The sequence below is a fragment of the Maribacter dokdonensis DSW-8 genome (genome assembly GCF_001447995.1).
Classification (GTDB): Bacteria; Bacteroidota; Bacteroidia; order Flavobacteriales; family Flavobacteriaceae; genus Maribacter; species Maribacter dokdonensis.
In genome coordinates this window covers 99329-118656 of record NZ_LDPE01000003.1, presented here as the reverse complement: position 1 = coordinate 118656, position 19328 = coordinate 99329, and the positions used below count along the sequence as shown (strand labels likewise).

20 protein-coding genes are annotated in these 19328 nt (G+C 36.8%); 8 read left to right on the top strand and 12 right to left on the bottom strand.

The window, feature by feature from the left end:
• Positions 1 to 61: 61 nt before the first annotated feature.
• Genes hemL through I600_RS14235 form a run of 4 tightly spaced genes read right to left on the bottom strand, consistent with a single transcriptional unit; the run spans position 62 to position 3430 of the window.
• A complete protein-coding gene (gene hemL / locus I600_RS14250; protein ID WP_058105233.1) occupies positions 62 to 1342 on the bottom strand; it encodes a glutamate-1-semialdehyde 2,1-aminomutase in 1281 nt (426 codons plus the stop codon).
• A gap of 19 nt (positions 1343 to 1361) precedes the next feature.
• The gene (locus I600_RS14245) at positions 1362 to 2186 is read right to left on the bottom strand and encodes a glucosaminidase domain-containing protein (RefSeq protein ID WP_058105232.1); all 825 of its coding nucleotides are present in this window, start codon (positions 2184 to 2186) and stop codon (positions 1362 to 1364) included.
• Positions 2183 to 3088 (bottom strand): 1-aminocyclopropane-1-carboxylate deaminase/D-cysteine desulfhydrase, encoded by a 906-nt coding sequence (locus I600_RS14240; RefSeq protein WP_058105231.1) that lies wholly within the window; start codon positions 3086 to 3088, stop codon positions 2183 to 2185. Before I600_RS14240 ends, I600_RS14245 begins: the two co-directional genes overlap by 4 nt.
• A gap of 12 nt (positions 3089 to 3100) precedes the next feature.
• Positions 3101 to 3430 carry a hypothetical protein gene (locus I600_RS14235; RefSeq protein ID WP_058105230.1) on the bottom strand — a complete coding sequence of 110 codons (330 nt, stop codon included), beginning with the start codon at positions 3428 to 3430 and terminating at the stop codon, positions 3101 to 3103.
• A 197-nt stretch (positions 3431 to 3627) separates the two neighbouring features.
• Here I600_RS14235 and I600_RS19335 point away from each other — a divergent pair, with 197 nt between their 5' ends.
• Positions 3628 to 3786 carry a DUF5522 domain-containing protein gene (locus I600_RS19335; RefSeq protein ID WP_167342570.1) on the top strand — a complete coding sequence of 53 codons (159 nt, stop codon included), beginning with the start codon at positions 3628 to 3630 and terminating at the stop codon, positions 3784 to 3786.
• A 75-nt stretch (positions 3787 to 3861) separates the two neighbouring features.
• Positions 3862 to 4431: a DUF4136 domain-containing protein gene (locus I600_RS14230; protein WP_058105229.1), complete on the top strand. Its 570-nt coding sequence runs from the start codon at positions 3862 to 3864 to the stop codon at positions 4429 to 4431.
• 56 nt (positions 4432 to 4487) lie between these two features.
• Here the strand turns inward: I600_RS14230 and I600_RS14225 are convergent, their stop codons facing one another.
• A complete protein-coding gene (locus I600_RS14225) occupies positions 4488 to 4952 on the bottom strand; it encodes an Lrp/AsnC family transcriptional regulator (RefSeq protein ID WP_058105356.1) in 465 nt (154 codons plus the stop codon).
• A 165-nt stretch (positions 4953 to 5117) separates the two neighbouring features.
• Between I600_RS14225 and I600_RS14220 the strand changes: the two genes are divergently transcribed.
• A complete protein-coding gene (locus I600_RS14220; protein WP_058105228.1) occupies positions 5118 to 6881 on the top strand; it encodes an aromatic amino acid hydroxylase in 1764 nt (587 codons plus the stop codon).
• Here I600_RS14220 and I600_RS14215 read toward each other — a convergent pair.
• From I600_RS14215 to alaS, 3 genes are read right to left on the bottom strand one after another with little or no spacing between them, the layout of a single operon-like run.
• On the bottom strand, positions 6859 to 7485 hold the full coding sequence (locus I600_RS14215) for a DUF4230 domain-containing protein (RefSeq protein WP_058105227.1): 627 nt from the start codon (positions 7483 to 7485) through the stop codon (positions 6859 to 6861). The two genes, I600_RS14220 and I600_RS14215, sit on opposite strands and share 23 nt — an antisense overlap.
• Positions 7482 to 8441 (bottom strand): GSCFA domain-containing protein, encoded by a 960-nt coding sequence (locus tag I600_RS14210; protein ID WP_058105226.1) that lies wholly within the window; start codon positions 8439 to 8441, stop codon positions 7482 to 7484. Before I600_RS14210 ends, I600_RS14215 begins: the two co-directional genes overlap by 4 nt.
• A gap of 45 nt (positions 8442 to 8486) precedes the next feature.
• The gene (gene alaS / locus I600_RS14205; RefSeq protein ID WP_058105225.1) at positions 8487 to 11102 is read right to left on the bottom strand and encodes an alanine--tRNA ligase; all 2616 of its coding nucleotides are present in this window, start codon (positions 11100 to 11102) and stop codon (positions 8487 to 8489) included.
• Positions 11103 to 11206: 104 nt separating this feature from the next.
• Between alaS and I600_RS14200 the strand changes: the two genes are divergently transcribed.
• From I600_RS14200 to I600_RS14180, 5 genes are read left to right on the top strand one after another with little or no spacing between them, the layout of a single operon-like run.
• Complete coding sequence (locus I600_RS14200) at positions 11207 to 12184, top strand: M23 family metallopeptidase (RefSeq protein WP_058105224.1); 978 nt, start codon at positions 11207 to 11209, stop codon at positions 12182 to 12184.
• Positions 12184 to 12513, top strand: a complete 330-nt coding sequence (locus I600_RS14195; RefSeq protein ID WP_058105223.1) for a MerR family transcriptional regulator — start codon at positions 12184 to 12186, stop codon at positions 12511 to 12513. The genes I600_RS14200 and I600_RS14195 overlap by 1 nt, the downstream gene beginning before the upstream one ends.
• Positions 12514 to 12523: 10 nt before the next feature.
• Entirely contained in the window at positions 12524 to 13123 is a 600-nt protein-coding gene (locus I600_RS14190; protein WP_058105222.1) for a LemA family protein, read from the top strand.
• A 6-nt stretch (positions 13124 to 13129) separates the two neighbouring features.
• Positions 13130 to 13567, top strand: coding sequence for a TPM domain-containing protein (locus tag I600_RS14185; RefSeq protein WP_058105221.1), 438 nt, complete (start codon positions 13130 to 13132; stop codon positions 13565 to 13567).
• Positions 13548 to 14345 carry a TPM domain-containing protein gene (locus I600_RS14180; RefSeq protein WP_058105220.1) on the top strand — a complete coding sequence of 266 codons (798 nt, stop codon included), beginning with the start codon at positions 13548 to 13550 and terminating at the stop codon, positions 14343 to 14345. Before I600_RS14185 ends, I600_RS14180 begins: the two co-directional genes overlap by 20 nt.
• 424 nt (positions 14346 to 14769) lie before the next feature.
• On the opposite strand, the gene der is transcribed toward I600_RS14180, so the two are convergent.
• The 4 genes from der to I600_RS14160 form a co-directional block, all read right to left on the bottom strand.
• Positions 14770 to 16074 carry a ribosome biogenesis GTPase Der gene (gene der / locus I600_RS14175; RefSeq protein ID WP_058105219.1) on the bottom strand — a complete coding sequence of 435 codons (1305 nt, stop codon included), beginning with the start codon at positions 16072 to 16074 and terminating at the stop codon, positions 14770 to 14772.
• A 51-nt stretch (positions 16075 to 16125) separates the two neighbouring features.
• Positions 16126 to 16857, bottom strand: coding sequence for an acetyltransferase (locus I600_RS14170; protein WP_058105218.1), 732 nt, complete (start codon positions 16855 to 16857; stop codon positions 16126 to 16128).
• A 209-nt stretch (positions 16858 to 17066) separates the two neighbouring features.
• Positions 17067 to 17951 carry a GTPase Era gene (gene era, locus I600_RS14165; RefSeq protein ID WP_058105217.1) on the bottom strand — a complete coding sequence of 295 codons (885 nt, stop codon included), beginning with the start codon at positions 17949 to 17951 and terminating at the stop codon, positions 17067 to 17069.
• Positions 17938 to 19302, bottom strand: coding sequence for an alanine/glycine:cation symporter family protein (locus I600_RS14160; protein WP_058105216.1), 1365 nt, complete (start codon positions 19300 to 19302; stop codon positions 17938 to 17940). Before I600_RS14160 ends, era begins: the two co-directional genes overlap by 14 nt.
• Positions 19303 to 19328: the final 26 nt, after the last annotated feature.

Sequence of the window (19328 nt, the reverse complement as noted above, 5' to 3'; positions counted from 1 at the left end):
TAAAGAAAGCCCTGAAAACAGGGCTTTCTTTAATTACCAATTTACAATATAATTGTTCTACTTATAATTCTATTTCTTTTAACGCATTGATAGTTGCATCTAAATCTTCGTAACTTAAAGCATCATTTAAAAAATAGCTTTCAAAAGCACTTGGGGGCAAGTAAATACCCTTATTCAACATACCGTGAAAATACTTTTTAAACGTTTCATTATTGCCCTTGGCAGATGAAGAAAAGTCTACTACTGGCTCATTGGTAAAATGAACGGAAATCATACTACCATATCGGTTAATTTGATGGTCAACATTCTTTTCTTTCAATACCTCTGCAATGCCCTTATGTAGGTATTCGGTTTTATCGGCAAGACTTTTAAATACCCCAGGATTATTGTTCAATTCTGTCAACATTGCCAATCCGGCACTCATGGCAAGAGGATTACCACTTAAAGTACCAGCTTGATAAACGGGTCCGTCAGGAGCCAGATAATCCATTATCTCCGTTCTTGCAGCAAAGGCTCCTACAGGTAATCCACCACCGATTACTTTTCCGTAAGTGACTATATCCGCTTTTATACCAAGTACTTCTTGAGCCCCACCTTTCGCTAGACGAAAGCCTGTCATAACTTCATCAAAAATCAATAAAATTCCTTCTTGAGTACAGATTTCACGAAGTCCTTGAATAAATTCATCCGTAGGTATTATGCACCCCATATTACCTGCTATAGGCTCTATAATAATTGCTGCCAGTTCTCCTTTATTGGCTTTTACCAACTCCTTTACACTGCTCAAATCATTATAAACCGCCAACAACGTATCCTTTGCCGTACCCTGTGTTACACCCGGACTATTGGGACTACCAAAGGTAACCGCGCCACTACCCGCTTGAATCAAAAACGAATCTGAATGTCCGTGGTAACATCCGGCAAATTTTATTATCTTTTCTCTACCGGTAAAGCCTCTTGCCAAACGCACAGCACTCATACAGGCTTCGGTTCCACTATTGACAAACCTGATCTTATCCATATTGGGCACCATTGATATAGCCAATTTCGCCAGCTCTGTCTCAATTTCCGTTGGCATACCAAACGAAGTTCCGTTCTTAGCCTTTTCAACCACTGCATTGATTACCGGCTCATGGGCATGACCCAATATTAAAGGACCCCATGATGCTATAAAATCAATTAGCTTATTACCATCTTCATCATACAAATAAGCTCCTTTCGCTTTTTTTACGAATATTGGATCACCACCAACTGCTTTAAATGCGCGTACCGGTGAATTTACGCCACCTGGTATATATTTCTTTGCCTCTGCAAACAAGGCACTACTTCTTTGATAAATCATATGCTCTATTGATTTTTTACTACTTTTTGACTTTAAGCGGCTGTCCAATTGACAGATCAGAGCTACGCAGATTATTCAACTGCATTAACTCATCTACACTTAAATAATATTTTTTGGACAAGGAGTACAGGGTATCTCCTTTTTGTACCGTATGAATATTGTCCGCACCAGTAACTACCACCGTATTATCAGTATAGCCAGCCTTTTTTATTTGCTTGTCATACTTATGCAGATCATACTTCTCTATTAAATAAATTAATTTCTGCGGATACTTTGGATCTGTGGCATAACCAGCTTTACGCAAACCCCTTGCCCAACCTTTATAGTCTGTATGTCTCAAATTGAACAAGAACGCATACCTGGACCTCGTTGTTAAAAATATACTATGGTCTCTAAAGGAATACATAGGATGATTGTATTTTCTAAAACATTCCCCTTTTTCATCGTCATCATGAAAATCGTAATCACCTTCCCACCCTTTGTGGCATTTAATACCAAAATGATTGTTGGTTTTCATAGCCAATTCTCCTTTACCATTACCGCTCTCCAATAATCCCTGCGCCAAAGTAATACTTGCCGGTATACCATACCCCATCATTTCTAATTGGGCAGTTTCAGCAAAAGTTTCTATGTATTCGGTTGGTGAGTCTATTTTAAACCTAATAAATTTTGAAGGCTCAGCAGGCAAATCTGCCTTTTCCCCTTTATTAGGACTATCCGCTTTAGAGTTTCTTCGCTCATTTTGAACATTCTTGGTTCGTAATTGATCCGAATATCTTTTTTTCGATTTACATGAAGTAAGCGCCACGCCCATCAACAAAATCAATAAAATTATCTTTTTCATATATGCAACAAAGGTAAATTTTTCTTTTTCAGTATACTATTCATACCAGTAATACCTTGCAGACCACCAGTATGAATTGCCAAAATTTTTGATCCTGGCACAAAAGTATCATGCTGGATCATTTGACACAACCCAAACATCATTTTTCCGGTATAAACGGGATCTAAAGAAATTTGCGTTTTTGCTTTAAACTCATTGATGAACCTTACCAATTCTTCCGTTATTTTAGCATAGCCGCCAAAATGAAAATCATTATTTATTTGCCAATTATCTTTCTGTACCAACTTCTCTACTTCAGACTTCAAAAAAGCTCCTTTTAATGCTGAAAAACCAATGATTTGCTGCTTAGCAAAAGAAGCATTGATCAACCCAGACACAGTACCACCGGTACCTACACTAGTACAAACACAATTGAATAGTTCATCTTCTTTGGTTAAAATTTCTTCACACCCTTGTATCGCCAAACTATTCGTACCTCCTTCCGGCACAAGATAAAAATCCCCAAACTCCCTTCTTAATAGGTCAATAAACTTTATATCTTCCTTTTGCCTATATTCTTCTCTACTGATAAATTTGAATTGCATGCCATCTTCATGGGCTTTATGTAAAGTTGCATTATGCCGCCAAGTATGTTCCAGCTCTTGGCCACGAATGATTCCAATAGCATTAAATCCCTTTTCTCTTGCGGCGTAAGCTGTTGCTGCAATATGATTGGAAAATGCCCCGCCAAAAGTCAATAACGTGTTCTTACCTTCCGCTTGGGCAGCCAACATATTATACTTTAGCTTTCTAAATTTATTACCAGATATAAACGGATGTAGTAGATCTTCGCGCTTTAGTACTACTGTAACATTCTTTTCAGCGAATAAGGGAAGTTCAACAAGTTGATTGATGCTATGCAAGAAGGGCGATTTTTAACGCCAAAGATATTTAATAAAGCTAAAGGTTTTGCGATTGGACAAATAATCCATATCATTTTCATGCATGTAAGCTTCTCTCTCAAAGCTAAGATTTTGATAAGCTTTATAGGTATCCAAATAACAAACGGCACGAATTGCCCACTCTGTAAGGTAAAGAATATAAAAAGGCAGGATCAATAATTCTTGCTGCTGACGCAAATGAATTTTCTCGTGATTTATAAGTACATCATCATTTTTTAAACTTCCATTTTTTAGAAATATGAAAGGCCAAAGTGAAAGACCCACATAATTTTTATAGAAGAAATGTCTAAATACCAGAATCATAGAATTACTTTGGTAATACTATTACAAAGATAAAGCCAAAAATAGTTCAACTAAAAATTACCGGTTTTTATTGCCAACAAAACCGATTAATGGTTAAAATAGGGCTAAAGTACTTATGTATATAACTTGAACAGATTACACGACAAGGTTATCAACATAAAGAAGTAACTTTATATTCCTAAATAGTATGTTTTACGATGAAGAAAATAATTCCGATCGAGGAGGGAGATTTTTACTGGTCTGAGAACGGTTATAGGGTCTTTACCAAACAATATCATCTTAAGCGAGGCTATTGTTGTGAAAGCGGTTGTAGACATTGTCCTTATGGTTATGATCCAAAAACAAATACCCAATAAGTTTTAACATAGCTCGGCATGATATTTGTGATTATTTCAATTAGAGAAAATTAAGTACTTAAAATATATAACGTTATGAAAAACATCAAACTACTTGGCTTACCGCTGCTTCTTTTAGTTTTTATTACTTCCTGTTCATCTGTAAGCGTACTTTCAGATTATGACCAGAAAGCTGATTTTAATGGTTATAAAACATATGCATTTTATAAAACAGGAATAGACAAAGCACAAATATCCGACTTGGACAAAAAACGAATTCTACGCGCTATTGAAACCGAAATGAGCTCTAGAGGTTTCGTAAAATCTGAAAAGCCAGATCTATTGGTCAGTATTTTTACCAAAGAGCAAGAACGCGTTGATGTTTATAATAACAACTACGGTTGGGGCGGTGCCTGGGGATGGGGTTACAACCCATGGGCTTGGGGACCTGGTTTTGGCTGGGGCGGCACTAGCGTAAGTGCCAGCACACAGGGTTCTCTTTATATTGACCTAATAGATAACAATACAAACGAACTGGTATGGCAAGGTAAAGGTGTGGGAACACTATCCAACACCAAGAATATTGCCAAAAAAGAAGAACGAATTAGAGAATTTGTATCTCAAATTCTAGAGCAATACCCACCTAATGCGGTTGCAATGAAATAATAAACACATATTATAAAAAAGGCTTGCAGATGAAATCATCTGCAAGCCTTTTTTATTTACAATAATGGAAAATGCGTATCGTTCTTTACCTCATTTAAAACAAAAGCGCTCTTAACACCACCAATACTTGGTAAAGAAGCTATCTTAAATTTTGCGAAATTATAATAGGCATCAAGGTTGGCTACTACAACTTTAAGGAGAAAATCAAACTCGCCACCCACTACAAAGCATTCTACCACTTCAGGATACTTTTTTACCTGCTCAAAAAAATCATCCATCATTGCGCCTTTTTGAGCCTCTAAAGAAACAAAGCTAAAAACCGTTATACTATTCTCAATTTTGTCCTTATCCAAAATAGCTACATAGTTCTTTATAAACCCATCATGCTCAAGACGTTTAATACGTTCATATACTGGTGTTTTTGTCATTCCAAGTTGCTCTGCAATTGCCTTGGCACCAATTTTTGCATCTTTCTGCAAAATCTTTAATATCTCCCTATCTATAAAATCTAATTTTTCCATCAAAATATTTTCCTGATTAATGGTCCCTCGCGAACCCTATAAAGTAATAATTACTTTTATATCATCAATATAAAGTCTTATTTCCTAATTAAATTAAATTTAACATTTAATTAGTCCTATAATCCTATATTTAATAGAAATAATATAGGCTTCAAAAGTATAATTATGGGTGAATTTTCTTCTACATATGAAAGCAATCCTATTTTGGATAAACTTCCATCACATTTAAGGCAATACATTAAACCTCAAAACTATGAGGATTACACCCCTATAAACCAAGCTGTTTGGAGATATGTGATGCGCAAAAATGTAGATTACCTTAGCCAAGTTGCCCATAAATCATATACGGAAGGCTTACGTAAAACAGGCATCTCCATAGACAACATCCCAAATATGTATGGCATGAACCGTATTTTAAAAGATTTAGGCTGGGCCGCCGTTGCTGTAGATGGCTTTATTCCACCAGCCGCTTTTATGGAGTTCCAAGCCTACAATGTTCTAGTTATAGCTTCTGATATTCGACAATTAGAAAATATTGCCTATACCCCTGCCCCAGATATCATTCATGAAGGAGCGGGCCATGCGCCTATTATTGCCAACCCTGAATATGCTGCATATTTAAGGCGATTTGGGGAAATTGGTTGTAAGGCCATATCTAGTGCTAAAGATTTTGAACTATACGAAGCTGTACGCCATTTATCCATTATCAAAGAAGCTAAAGGCACACCAATAGAAGAAATTCAAAAGTCTGAAAAGCATATTGAATTTCTTCAGGACAATATGGGTGAACCCAGCGAAATGGCGCTTATTAGAAACTTGCATTGGTGGACCGTGGAATACGGACTCATAGGAACCTTAGAAGACCCTAAGATTTACGGAGCGGGACTTTTATCCTCTATTGGTGAAAGCCAGTGGTGCATGACAGATAATGTAAAAAAACTGCCTTATTCCATTGAAGCGGCAAGAACCTCTTTTGATATCACCAAACCTCAACCACAACTTTTTGTTACTCCAGATTTTGCTTTTTTGAGTCAGGTTCTTGAAGACTTTGCAAATACAATGGCTTTACGAAAGGGTGGACTTTCAGGTTTACAGAAACTTATAGACTCAAAAGAACTAGGGACAATTGAACTAAGTACTGGATTACAAGTATCCGGTAATTTTGAATCATTGATTTCTCATGAAGGCAAACCTATATACTTTCAAACCAAGGGCAAATCTGCTTTAGCATACCGAGAAAAAGAGTTGGTAGGGCAAGATATCAATCAGCATGAAACTGGTTTTGGCTCTCCTATCGGAAGGCTTAAGGGTATTAATATCCCTATTGAAGACATGAGTCCGCGCGACCTTAAAGCATATAAGATTTATGAAGGTGAAATTGTTTCGTTAGATTTTATTGGCGGAATCAATGTTACCGGTAAAATAGTTACCGGCACACGTAATCTTCAAGGTAGAATTATCTTAATTACTTTTGAAAATTGTAAGGTAACCCATAATGGAACAACCCTTTTTGAATCTAGCGATGAACTGTACAATATGGCAATTGGTGAAGACATAGTTTCTGCCTACCATGGTCCCGCAGATTTGCATAGTTTTGACCTTTTAGACCATTCTCTAAGCCCTAGTAGTGTTAACAAAGATCAAGAAGGTTTAAATGAACTAGAATCTTATTATAAGACAATCAGGGATTTTAGAGAGGGAAAAAACACTATTGTTTCCAGAACAAAAATTTTTAAGGAAATACAGGAAAAATACCCAACAGATTGGTTATTGCCCGTGGAAATTTATGAATTGGCCATAAAAAGTAATGATGACAAATTAGCAAAAAATATAGAGCGACACCTTGAAAATATTAAACTTGACCAACCCAAACTAGGGCAATTAATTGATGACGGATTAGCATTAGCTACGGCAAAATCCCTGGCTTAATTTCTTGTAGTGCCTCTAAGGATTCTATGGTCTGTTCTTGGTAGGTTAATTGCCAACCCATAGAATTGGTAAGAATATAAAATTTCTGCAGCTCACTAATTAGTCTATTCTCCGCATTGCCCAATAATGAAGAAGCTTGCACTTTTTTCATTAATGATGCATTTACCGTTTTCTTTATTTTATTATAATCGGTAGCATCAAACTGGTTCAAATAATCTGCGGTAACATCGTAGTATTCAAAATCAGGATTTAACTTAACCTCTGCATTTGGAATACTATTGATCTTAACTGTTTTTGTGGTTTCATCAACTTCAAATTCAATCTTACTTAAATCATAAGCCACGGTTACATCTGCATTTACCACAACCAATGCCTTTTTTTCCGCCCTCAATAACGGACCAAAAAGTTCTTTTGAATCTTTATAGTTGTACACTTCCGCAAAATGCCCTTCAGCCACCACCAACTTAGAAACGTTGGTAATTTCTTGTTGGATGAGCATGGAGTTTTCTTTAAGAATAGATTTATCTTCCTTACCATCATTGCAGGAACGAACCACCAATACAATTGCTAAAGTAATTAGAACGCCTGCAATAAATTTTTTCATGACTTTGAAATTTGAAAATCCATAAAGGGATACTCTTTCTGTATATACGTAATCTTTCTACGTAACGATGTTAAAAATTTTTGATGTGCTTCACTATCCGGATTAAAAGGTCGATGTTGTAATCCACGTTGTATTTCATCAACTTTTTTCATGTGATCGTCCATACTATCTTTAATCCAAACTAATCTAAACTTCTCCCAGATATACTCTATCGCCACCTCATTGGGGTGAATCATATCTTTGGCGTAAAAACGATAATCACGTAACTCATCCATCATTAATTCATAACTAGGAAAATAAGATACCCTATCCTCATTCAAAACCTGATGAATGGCGGCAATGAGATGCGCTTTACTTCTTTGATTCTCCAGGAATCCGTCCTTTAAGTGCCTAACAGGTGATACCGTAAATATAAATTGTACTGTAGGATTTACAGATTGCACAAATGTGATAACTCGATTTAAACTCTTAACCACCTCTTCAACGCTTAACAGCTCTTTAGTAAAATTAGACTGCTGTACTTTATGGCAATTTGCCACTACTTTATTGCTAGAAGTCTTGCGGTACACCCAAGCGGTACCTAAAGTGATAATGATATGACTAGCTGTATTTACTTGCGTTGAAGTTCTACTTATTGCATTATTTAAATCTTCAATAATTTGTGCTTTGGACGGATTACTTAAGCTAGAATGCGCATCAAAACTATGCCATTGTTCATTCTCGTTAAACACATCTTCTTCAGTAAAGAATTCTTGATTTACCGACTTTTCAATTATCCTTTCAATTGCCAAAGGATGAAACAATATCCCAAACGGATTCTGTATTCCTTGAAATTTGTAATACGATAGCTTAGCCCCAATGTTTTCAGAAAAACAAGAGCCCAACAATAATAACTGACTAGAGTAGTCAATAGGATTATTAGCTTTAGATAACGGTATTTCAGTTAAGAGATTCATTTTTTGATTCCTTATCGTTTTACGAATTTCTTAAACAATGCACAACTACTTCAAATAATCTTCTGCCTTTACCAAAGCCTCTTCAATACCACCAGGGTTTTTACCGCCTGCAGTGGCAAAGAAAGGTTGACCACCACCACCACCTTGAATATACTTACCAAGCTCGCGAACAATTGTCCCGGCATTTAATCCTTTGGAGGCAACCAGTTCTTTAGATATATAACAGGACAATAAAGCTTTACCATTTTGCTCTGTTCCGAACAGTAAAAACAAATTATCCTTATTGCCGCCCATTTCAAAACTAAGGTCTTTAATACCAGCTGCATCTAAATCTACTTTTTTAGCTAGAAACTGCACTCCGTTGATTTCCTTAAGTTCTGAAAGTAAATCACCTTTTAGGTTTTTTGTCTTATCCTTAAGTAATTCAGCTACTTGTTTTTTAAGGCTACTATTCTCTTCCTGAAGACTTGAAACCGACTTTAACGGATCTTGGCTATTGCCTAGAACATGTTTTATTTCTGATAGCAATTTGTCATTATCAGTATGAAGATCTTTAACGGCATCACCGGTAATTGCTTCTATTCTTCTAATACCTGCTGCAACGGCGCCCTCTGACTTTATTTTAAATTGCCAGATATCTCCCGTATTCTTTACATGTGTTCCTCCACATAATTCTATGGACTGACCAAAACGAATGGTTCTTACCGCATCTCCATATTTTTCACCAAATAACGCCATAGCGCCCTCTGCTAGCGCAGTTTTCATTGGTACGTTTCTTTCTTCCTGAAGCTGTAATTGTCCATCTATACGAGCATTCACAAAATTCTCAACCTCCTGCAATTCTTCTGGTGTCATTTTAGAAAAATGAGAAAAATCGAATCGTAAATATTTTGAATGTACCGAAGACCCTTTTTGCTCTACGTGCTTACCCAAAACTTCTCTTAATGCCTGATGCAACAAGTGCGTTGCCGTATGGTTAGCTTCAGTTCTGTTGCGTTGCTTTTTATCCACGACCGCTTTAAAACTTTCATTTAAATCCTTTGGTAGGTTCTTGGCAAAATGAATGATCTCGTTATTCTCTTTCTTAGTATCGGTAATATAAATGACATCGCCATGTGCATCTTCTAAATACCCTTTATCACCAACTTGACCACCCCCTTCGGCATAAAAAGGGGTTAGATTAAATACCAGTTGATATTGTGTACCTTCTTTTTTGGACGTTATTTTTCTGTATTTGGTAATCTTTACCTCAACATCAAGCATATCATAACCAACAAACTCTTGCTCATTATCCTCTTGTAAAACTTCCCAATCTTCTTTAGATACGGACGATGCGGATTTTGACCTATTCTTCTGCTTCTGCATTGCCTCATTAAAGCCAGCCTCATCTAACTCATATCCTTTTTCACTAAGAATCAATGCAGTTAAATCTATTGGAAACCCGAAAGTATCATATAGCTCAAAAGCTTTTCCGCCATCTACGACCTTTCCTTTTGTATTCTTTATGATAGTATCTAAAAGCAACAAGCCCTGATCTAAGGTTTTCAAGAAAGAGTATTCTTCTTCCTTGATCACATTTTCGATCAGTTGTTTTTGTTCTTTCAATTCCGGGTAAGCTGCACCCAAAGAATCCGTTAAAACATTTACCAAACGGAACATAAAAGGTTCTTTGGTATTTAAAAAGGTGAATCCGTAGCGTACCGCTCTTCTTAATATTCTTCTTATCACATAACCGGCACCTGTATTACTTGGCAACTGACCGTCTGCAATAGAAAATGCCACCGCGCGAATGTGATCACTGATAACACGAATAGCTATATCAATTTCTTCATTTTTACCATAATCGGAATTTGTTATGGTTTCTATTTCTCGAATTAACGGCGTAAATATATCTGTATCATAGTTAGATTGTACTCCTTGTAAAACCATACAAAGACGTTCAAACCCCATTCCCGTATCTACGTGCTTAGCCGGCAAACTCTCTAACGAACCATCTGCTTTGCGGTTGTATTGCATAAATACCAGGTTCCAAATTTCCACTACCTGCGGATGGTCTTTATTTACCAAACTTGCACCAGATACTTTTGCCTTTTCTTCTTTTGAGCGAATATCCACGTGAATCTCGGAACATGGTCCACACGGTCCTTGGTCGCCCATTTCCCAAAAATTATCTTTCTTGTTCCCCATGATAATTCTATCCTGTGGAACAATTTTCTTCCATAGCTCAAACGCCTCTTTATCCATATCCAATTGATCGGCATCTTCACTACCTTCAAAAACTGATACGTACAAACTATCCTTATCTATTTTAAATACTTCGGTCAACAATTCCCATGCCCAGGCAATAGCCTCTTCTTTAAAATAATCGCCAAAGCTCCAGTTGCCCAACATCTCGAACATGGTATGGTGATAGGTATCTTTACCTACTTCCTCCAAATCATTATGTTTACCACTTACACGCAAACATTTTTGAGTATCTACCACTCTTGAGCTCTTAGGCTGACTAATACCTAAAAAATATTCTTTGAACTGGTTCATGCCCGCATTTGTAAAAAGCAGGGTTGGGTCATCTTTTATGACCATAGGTGCAGAAGGCACTATTTTGTGTTCTTTACCTTTGAAAAAATTCAGAAATTGAGTTCTTGTTTCTTTGGAATTCATCTAAAATGCTAAGCTTTTACAAATTTTAACGGTTTATATAAAACTATTTTTATATTTGTTTGTTCCCTAATAATTAAAAAACAAAAATAGGATAAATAACATTCATGTCTAAGGTAAAATACTATTACGACCCAGATACGCTGTCGTACCGTAAAATAGAACCCCAAAAATCTAAACGTTATAGAAATATAACCTTCTTTATTTTGGGATCGTGCCTTTTTGGTCTGTTAGGTTTAATTCTATTACTGAACACCAATCTCGTAAACACCCCTAGAGAACTTTCTTTGTCAAGGGAAGTAAAGAACTACGAGCTTCAATATGAACTGTTGAATAAAAAAATGGAACAGATTGAAGAAGTTCTGGGCAATATTGAAGAAAGGGACAACAATATCTACCGTTTATATTTTGAAGCAAATCCAATACCCGACGAGCAACGTAAAGCAGGGTTTGGAGGTATTAACCGTTATAAATCTTTAGAGGGCTTCAACAATTCCGAGATGATAATATCTACCACCAAAAGGCTGGATATTATTAAAAAACAAATGGCCATACAGTCTAAGTCTTTAGATGAAATCACAAAACTTGCCGAAGAAAAAGAAAAATTATTGATGTCCATTCCCGCCATACAGCCTATCAATAATGAAGATTTAACCCGCATGGCTTCAGGTTATGGTTGGCGTTCAGATCCTTTCACGAAAGCAAGAAAAATGCACTATGGCATGGACTTCACCGCACCTAAAGGCACACCGGTATATGCTTCTGGAGACGGTAAAATAACCAGAGCAGATAATAATTCATCAGGGTACGGCAAACATATACGTATTGAGCATGGCTACGGGTATTTAAGCCTTTATGCGCATTTAAGCCAGTATAACGTGAAGAAGGGTCAAAAAGTAAAACGAGGCGATTTAATTGGCTTTGTAGGCAGTACAGGTAGATCGGAAGCTCCACATTTACATTATGAAGTTTGGAAAGATAAAGATCGTATAAACCCTATTAATTTCTATTACGGAAGTTTATCTCCAGAAGAGTTTGAAAACATGCTTAAATTTGCTAATCAAGAAAACCAATCATTAGATTAATGCAGATAGACCTCCCAGAAAAAAGATATTATGGTATTGGTGAAGTAGCCCGTGCTTTCGGTGTAAACGCCTCGTTAATTCGTTTTTGGGAAAAAGAGTTCGATGTACTTCAACCAAAAAAGAACGCAAAAGGAAATAGAAAATTTACGCCACAGGACATTAAAAACCTTCAGCTTATCTATCATTTGGTAAAAGAAAGAGGTTTTACTCTTGATGGCGCCAAAATCCACCTCAAAGAAGAAAAGCAAAAAACACTTTCCAATTTTGACATTATTCAAAAATTGGAGCGCGTAAAAGCGGAACTAAATAAAATTAAAGACCAATTATAACACAACCATTATGAAAAAAGGACTAATCGCATTAATCGTAATCGCTGTAATAGCGTTTGGACTATACCAGTGGGGCGTAGGTTTCAACAACACAGCAATAGCGTTAAAAGAAACTTCTACAAAAACCTGGGCAAATGTTGAAAGTGCCTATCAACGTAGAAACGACCTTATAGGCAACCTAGTAAAAACAGTACAAGGTGCCGCTGATTTTGAAAAAGGTACTTTGACCGATGTAATCGAGGCAAGATCCAAAGCAACTTCGGTAAGCATTGACCCAACTAATATAACCCCAGAGCAATTAGCACAGTTCAATCAAGCGCAAAGTGGATTAAGCAGTGCACTAAGTAGATTATTGGTTACCGTTGAACGCTACCCTGACTTAAAGGCAAATCAAAATTTTCTGGAACTACAATCTCAATTAGAAGGCACCGAAAATAGAATAAACGTAGCACGTGATAGGTTTAACGCAACCGTAGAACCATATAACCTTCACATCAAAAAATTTCCAAATTCAATTTTGGCAGGCATATTTAACTTTGATGAGCTAGCATATTATAAAGCTGATGCAGGATCAGAAAATGCACCAGACGTAAATTTTGAATTTGATTGATATTTTATGTCCAAGGTAGAAGATTTTTTAACCGCCAAAGAAGAGCAAGACATAGTGAACGCTATTCTTGAAGCAGAAAAAAATACTTCTGGTGAAATTAGAGTGCATATTGAAGCACATACAGACAAAGACCATTACGAGAGAGCCAAAGAGGTTTTTCATTTATTAAAAATGGACAACACCAAACAAGAAAACGGAGTTCTTATCTATGTAGCCGTACACGATAAGAAGTTTGTAATTTGTGGTGATAAGGGTATTGACAATGTAGTACCTAAAGACTTTTGGCAAACTACTAGAAATAGCATTCAAACACATTTTGAGAAAGGAGCTTTTAAAGAAGGTTTAGTAGCTGGTGTTTTAAAAGCTGGCGAAGAGTTAAGAAGCCATTTTCCTTGGCAATCAGATGACACCAACGAACTAAGCAATGAGATATCTAAAGGTTAGCCTTGTAATTCTTTTTCTTTGGTGCACTCCGTCATGGAGTCAGTTTGAAATCCCTGAAAAACCGGCATTACAGACCAGTGTCTATGATTACACCAATTTATTGAGCGACCAGCAGAAAGTAGCCCTTAGCCAAAAATTGGTTCGTTATTCGGACAGCACTTCTACCCAAATTGTAGTAACCATTATTGCGAGCACTAATGGCGAAAACATTAATTATTTGGGTGCCAACTGGGGGCAAAAATGGGGAATTGGTCAAGAAGGCAAAGACAATGGTATTCTCATAATTTTAGCCGAAAACGACAGAAAAGTTGCTATTAGCACCGGGTATGGTGTAGAAGGTCTACTTACAGACGCTATATCAAAACGCATTATTGAACAAGTAATCCTTCCAGAATTTAGAGCTGGGGATTATTATGGTGGACTAAATAAAGGGTCAGATGTTATTTTTCAAGTTTTAAATGGTGAATTTGAAGAAGACAGAACCTTTGGAAATAACAGTAAATCCCCTTTCTCCTCATTTTTACCCTTTATCATTTTTCTCGTAATCCTCTTTATACTTTGGAGTCGCAAAAACGACGACAATAACGGCGGAAATAACGGTAGAAGACGCAGGGGTCTTAGTCCTTGGGATATGATTATTCTAAGTAATATGGGACGTTCTAGTGGTTCTAGTGGCGGATTCGGTAGCGGCGGAGGCGGAAGCTTTGGTGGCGGTGGATTCGGAGGAGGTTTCGGTGGCGGCGGCTTTGGCGGTGGCGGTGCTTCTGGCGGATGGTAGTTTATTTTAATACAAATGGCTTCATTTTCAATATCCAGAGATATTAAAGCCTGTTTATATCTATTCGCTTTCTAGTAACAACTAGGCTTAGGTCTATTGTATATAATTATACAGCAATCATACACATTTTATTACCCACCCCTTTATCCCCTCCTAAGAGGGGCGAAATATGCATTTAGTTGCAGGTTTCGATAGTAAGAGTTTTTGTCACAATAAGAAGTACATGGACTGTTTTATTCAAAATCTTTAATTCAAGTTAGAAACTGTTCCCCTCTCGGGAGGGGCTAGGGGTGGGTTGTTGGTTAAAACTCCAAAAAAAATGGTCAAAAAATTCTGCTGCGCAAAATATTTGACCACTTCTTATTTCCTTATCTAATGATTAGAGTTTATTTTTAAATTCTAACACCTCGATTTCTTAGCAACCTTACTTCTTCCTCATAAATACCGTAATAGGGACACCAGTAAAATCATACTCCTCACGTATCTTATTCTCTAAATAACGCTTGTAAGGCTCACGTACATATTGCGGCAGGTTACAGAAGAAAGCAAACTGCGGATATGGAGTTGGTAATTGCGTACAGAATTTAATCTTAACAAATTTACCTTTATACGCCGGCGGCGGATAATTCTCTATTATTGGCAACATTGTTTCATTGAACTTACGGGTAATAATCTTTTTATTACGATTATTATATACCTCAACTGCAGTTTCTATTGCCTTGAAAATACGTTGTTTTGTCAATACCGAAACAAAAAGAATTGGCACATCTGTAAATGGCTCAATAGCTTTTTTAATTTTATCGGTATAGTGCTTTATAGTATTGGTCTCTTTATCCTCTACCAAATCCCACTTATTCACAAGAATAACTATCCCTTTATGGTTACGCTGTGCTAACCAGAAAATATTTTCTACCTGACCATCAAAACCTCTTGTTGCATCTAACATTAAAATACAAACATCGCAATGCTCAATTGCCCTAACCGAACGCATAACGGAATAGAACTCCAAATCTTCTTTCACTTTTGCCTTACGACGAATACCTGCCGTATCTACTAAGTTGAATTCAAACCCAAATCTATTGTATTTGGTATCGATACTATCTCTTGTAGTACCAGCAATATCAGTAACAATGTACCTATCCTCCCCTATCAATGCATTAATAAAAGAAGACTTACCCGCATTGGGCCTACCAACAACGGCAAATCTTGGCAAATCACTCTCCTCTTCCACAACATCTGGCAACTTTTCTACCAAGGCATCTAGCAATTCTCCAGAACCACCTCCATTTATACTAGATAAGGTATAATACTCACCAAGGCCTAAAGAATAAAATTCAACAGCATCCTCCGCTCTTTTGGCATTATCAACCTTGTTGACCGCCAAAAAAACAGGCTTTTTCACTCTTCTAAGTAACTTGGCTACATCTTCATCCATACCGGTAACACCAGTTTCAACGTCCACCATAAAAATTATGGCATCAGCTTCTTCGATCGCCAATTCAACTTGCCTATCAATTTCCTTTTCAAAAACATCATCACTACCCACAACATATCCGCCGGTATCAATAATTGAAAACTCTTTTCCGTTCCAATCACTTTTACCATAATGGCGATCACGTGTAACACCGCTAACGGCATCTACAATAGCCTCGCGTCTTTGAATTAATCTATTAAAAAATGTTGATTTTCCTACATTAGGTCTCCCTACAATGGCAACAATAGCACCCATAGCTTAAATTTGGAGCAAAGGTAATATTTAAACTGGCATTTACACCATAAGTTAAACAGAGAGATTAGACGGGATCACTTCAAAAGATTCCTTTTCAGAAAGTTGCCGCTTTTTAGGAGTGGATAGATAAGGTTCACCAACTGACCGTTTTCGGACAATTCTTGCTGGTGACCCGTAAGCCATAACGTTATCTCCAAAATGATCAACAACTAAAGCCCCAGCTCCAATAACGGTATGCTGTCCAATCTCAATTCCATTTACCAATGAAGCTCCTAAGCAAATTGAAGAAAACTTACCAAGAAAAACATTTCCTCCACAACATGAGGATGGAGCTAAACTGGCATAGCTCTCCATTACAGAATCATGCTCTAAAATAGAATTCGAATTAAGTATACAGAAATCATGAATAAGTGAATTTGAATTAATTATTGCCCCAGGCATAATTACATTCCCACAGCCCATCAATACATCTTTACCAATTTTAGCACTAGGATGAATGGTATTTATAAAATTAAAATTAGGTGCTATTTTTGAAATTTTATCCACAACAAGCTTTCTTGTCCAGTTATCGCCTATGGCAACAACTCCACCTCTAACATTAAATCTGTTTATTAAAAATGGTAAGTCATATTCACTACCTAAAACTTGATAACCATTAACTATTGTCCCTTTTACCCTGTAAGAATCTACAAAACCAATTACATTATACTCCCCCTCTTTCTCTAAACAATCCAAAACAACACTACCGTGCCCAGAGGCACCAAAAATTATCACGTTATGCATTTCATCGGGGTTTTATGACAGTTTATCGATAATTCAAAAATAGGCTTTTCTTTTCAACTTGAAGAATTAAAGCGTACTTTAAGATAAAAATTAGTCGGATAAAGTCAATAAGCAGAAGACTTCTGATGCAAATACCTGACACTAAAGGGTTCATATATCACCCCAGATTAGATAAAAAGTTCTTTTTTATCTAAAATTTTTAATTACCCCTATTTATTGTAGCCAAAACGCTTTAATTGACGTGCATCGCTTCGCCAATTCTTGTTCACTTTCACGTAGAGTTCAATGTGAACCTGCTTACCAAAAAATTTCTCTAAATCTTTTCTAGCTTCTACGCCAACGCGCTTTAAGGCTGCCCCTTTGTGACCAATGATAATTCCTTTTTGAGAATCGCGCTCAACCATAATTACAGCACGCATACGAATGATATACTCATCTTCAAAAAACTCTTCGGTTTCTATTTCTACCGCGTAAGGAATTTCCTTTTTATAATTTAGTAATATTTTTTCCCGGATAGTCTCATTCACAAAAAAGCGTTCTGGCTTGTCAGTTAACTGATCTTTAGGATAATAGGCAGGCGATTTTGGAAGTAGCTCAACAATACGTTCAAAAACTCCCTTTATATTAAAATTAGATAATGCTGAAATTGGATGCAACTCTACCGTAGGTAATAAGTCTTGCCAATACTGAACTTGCTCTTCCAATAATTCTTGGGTAGCTGTATCTACTTTATTTAATAATAGTAAAACAGGAATTTTACTGTTTTTAATTTTCTCGAAAAAAGTTTCATCTTTTAAAGCCTTCTCCCCTATCTCTACCATATAAAGTAACACATCGGCATCTTCAAAAGCAGATTTTACAAAATCCATCATACTACTCTGTAGTTCGTAGGCAGGTTTTATAATTCCAGGAGTATCAGAAAGAATCATCTGAAAATCGTCTCCATTCACAATACCTAATATACGATGCCTAGTAGTTTGCGCCTTTGATGTTATTATGGATAATTTTTCACCCACAAAAGCATTCATCAATGTCGACTTACCAACATTTGGATTTCCTATTATATTTACGAAGCCTGCTCTATGATCTGCCATCCTTCAACTTTATTATGTATTTCTTCAATTCCACATTTACCTTTGGAGCCAACAAAAGTACGGCAATCATATTAGGTATTACCATTAAGGCATAGGACAAATCAATTAAATTCTTTACCAGCTCTAAAGAGGCCACTGCCGCAAAAACGATCATAATCACAAAATACCAGTTATACAACTTACCTATTTTAGCATTGGTCAAAAAGGATAAAGATTTTACTCCGTAATAGGAATAGGTAAACAAAGTGGATAGTGCAAATGCCGTAACTATTACCATTAACAATATATCTCCCCAACCGAACAGGGTTCTTTCAAAAGCTGATAAGGTCATTACAATTCCACTAGAATCTTCCAAATACGCTCCACTGAGAATAATTACGATTGCCGTAAATGTACATACCAAAATGGTATCTATAAACGGCCCCAACATAGCCACCAAGCCTTCGCGAATAGGCTCATCGTTTTTTGATTGCCCGTGATACATTGGCGCGCTACCTAAACCTGCCTCATTTGAAAACATTGCCCTACGGACACCAATAATTACCAATCCCCAAAATCCGCCAGTAGCTAAAGATTTAAAGTTCCAAGCTTCCGTAAATATCATTTTCAGAGCTGGGAATATTTGACTAGAGTTCATCGCCATAACCGCTATAACGGCAATTAAATATACCGCGACCATAAATGGCACTATGGCTGAGGCAACCTTTGCAATCTTTGTCAATCCACCAAATATGACAAACGAAGTAATAATGGCCAGTATTAAACCAATGGTCCATTTCCAATTCTCATCACTCATTTCAATGATGTTGGAACCAGGTTCTACTACACTCATAAATGTTTCCGTGAACTGATTGGCAGTAAACACACCCAAAAAGCCAAAGAGACCACATATCGCAAAGAAAATAGCCAAAGGTCTTGCCTTCTCACCCAATCCTTTAGTTATATAATACATGGGGCCTCCCTGTAATTTACCGTCTGAATCTGTACCACGATACATAATTGCCAAACTACAAGAATAAAATTTGATACACATACCTATTAATGCTGTCATCCAAATCCAAAACACCACTCCAGGTCCACCATCATGAATGGCAATAGCTACCCCAGATATATTCCCCAAGCCAACTGTAGCAGCAACTGCAGCCGAAAGCGCTTGAAAAGAACTTACCTCACCTTTTGAATTTGAATTATCATATTTACCTGCTGTAATTGCTATAGCGTGACCGAAAAAACGATAGGGCATTAATTTGGAATAAAAAACCAAAAAGAGTCCACCGCCTATCAACAAAAGAAACATTGGCCACTCCGTATACGGCAGGGCATTGGCTATAAAGTCGTTAATTGTATCCATAAAATTGTAAAAAACCGAAGTTATGG

Coding starts and splice junctions, on each gene's coding strand:
- I600_RS14195 (WP_058105223.1), top strand. CDS start 12,184: ATGCAGATAGACCTCCCAGAAAAAAGATATTATGGTATTGGTGAAGTA.
- I600_RS14170 (WP_058105218.1), bottom strand. CDS start 16,857: ATGCATAACGTGATAATTTTTGGTGCCTCTGGGCACGGTAGTGTTGTT.
- I600_RS14225 (WP_058105356.1), bottom strand. CDS start 4,952: ATGGAAAAATTAGATTTTATAGATAGGGAGATATTAAAGATTTTGCAG.
- I600_RS14180 (WP_058105220.1), top strand. CDS start 13,548: ATGAGATATCTAAAGGTTAGCCTTGTAATTCTTTTTCTTTGGTGCACT.
- I600_RS14215 (WP_058105227.1), bottom strand. CDS start 7,485: ATGAAAAAATTTATTGCAGGCGTTCTAATTACTTTAGCAATTGTATTG.
- I600_RS14235 (WP_058105230.1), bottom strand. CDS start 3,430: ATGATTCTGGTATTTAGACATTTCTTCTATAAAAATTATGTGGGTCTT.
- alaS (WP_058105225.1), bottom strand. CDS start 11,102: ATGAATTCCAAAGAAACAAGAACTCAATTTCTGAATTTTTTCAAAGGT.
- I600_RS14190 (WP_058105222.1), top strand. CDS start 12,524: ATGAAAAAAGGACTAATCGCATTAATCGTAATCGCTGTAATAGCGTTT.
- der (WP_058105219.1), bottom strand. CDS start 16,074: ATGGGTGCTATTGTTGCCATTGTAGGGAGACCTAATGTAGGAAAATCA.
- I600_RS14160 (WP_058105216.1), bottom strand. CDS start 19,302: ATGGATACAATTAACGACTTTATAGCCAATGCCCTGCCGTATACGGAG.
- I600_RS14185 (WP_058105221.1), top strand. CDS start 13,130: ATGTCCAAGGTAGAAGATTTTTTAACCGCCAAAGAAGAGCAAGACATA.
- era (WP_058105217.1), bottom strand. CDS start 17,951: ATGGCAGATCATAGAGCAGGCTTCGTAAATATAATAGGAAATCCAAAT.
- I600_RS14245 (WP_058105232.1), bottom strand. CDS start 2,186: ATGAAAAAGATAATTTTATTGATTTTGTTGATGGGCGTGGCGCTTACT.
- I600_RS14220 (WP_058105228.1), top strand. CDS start 5,118: ATGGGTGAATTTTCTTCTACATATGAAAGCAATCCTATTTTGGATAAA.
- I600_RS19335 (WP_167342570.1), top strand. CDS start 3,628: ATGAAGAAAATAATTCCGATCGAGGAGGGAGATTTTTACTGGTCTGAG.
- I600_RS14230 (WP_058105229.1), top strand. CDS start 3,862: ATGAAAAACATCAAACTACTTGGCTTACCGCTGCTTCTTTTAGTTTTT.
- I600_RS14210 (WP_058105226.1), bottom strand. CDS start 8,441: ATGAATCTCTTAACTGAAATACCGTTATCTAAAGCTAATAATCCTATT.
- hemL (WP_058105233.1), bottom strand. CDS start 1,342: ATGATTTATCAAAGAAGTAGTGCCTTGTTTGCAGAGGCAAAGAAATAT.
- I600_RS14200 (WP_058105224.1), top strand. CDS start 11,207: ATGTCTAAGGTAAAATACTATTACGACCCAGATACGCTGTCGTACCGT.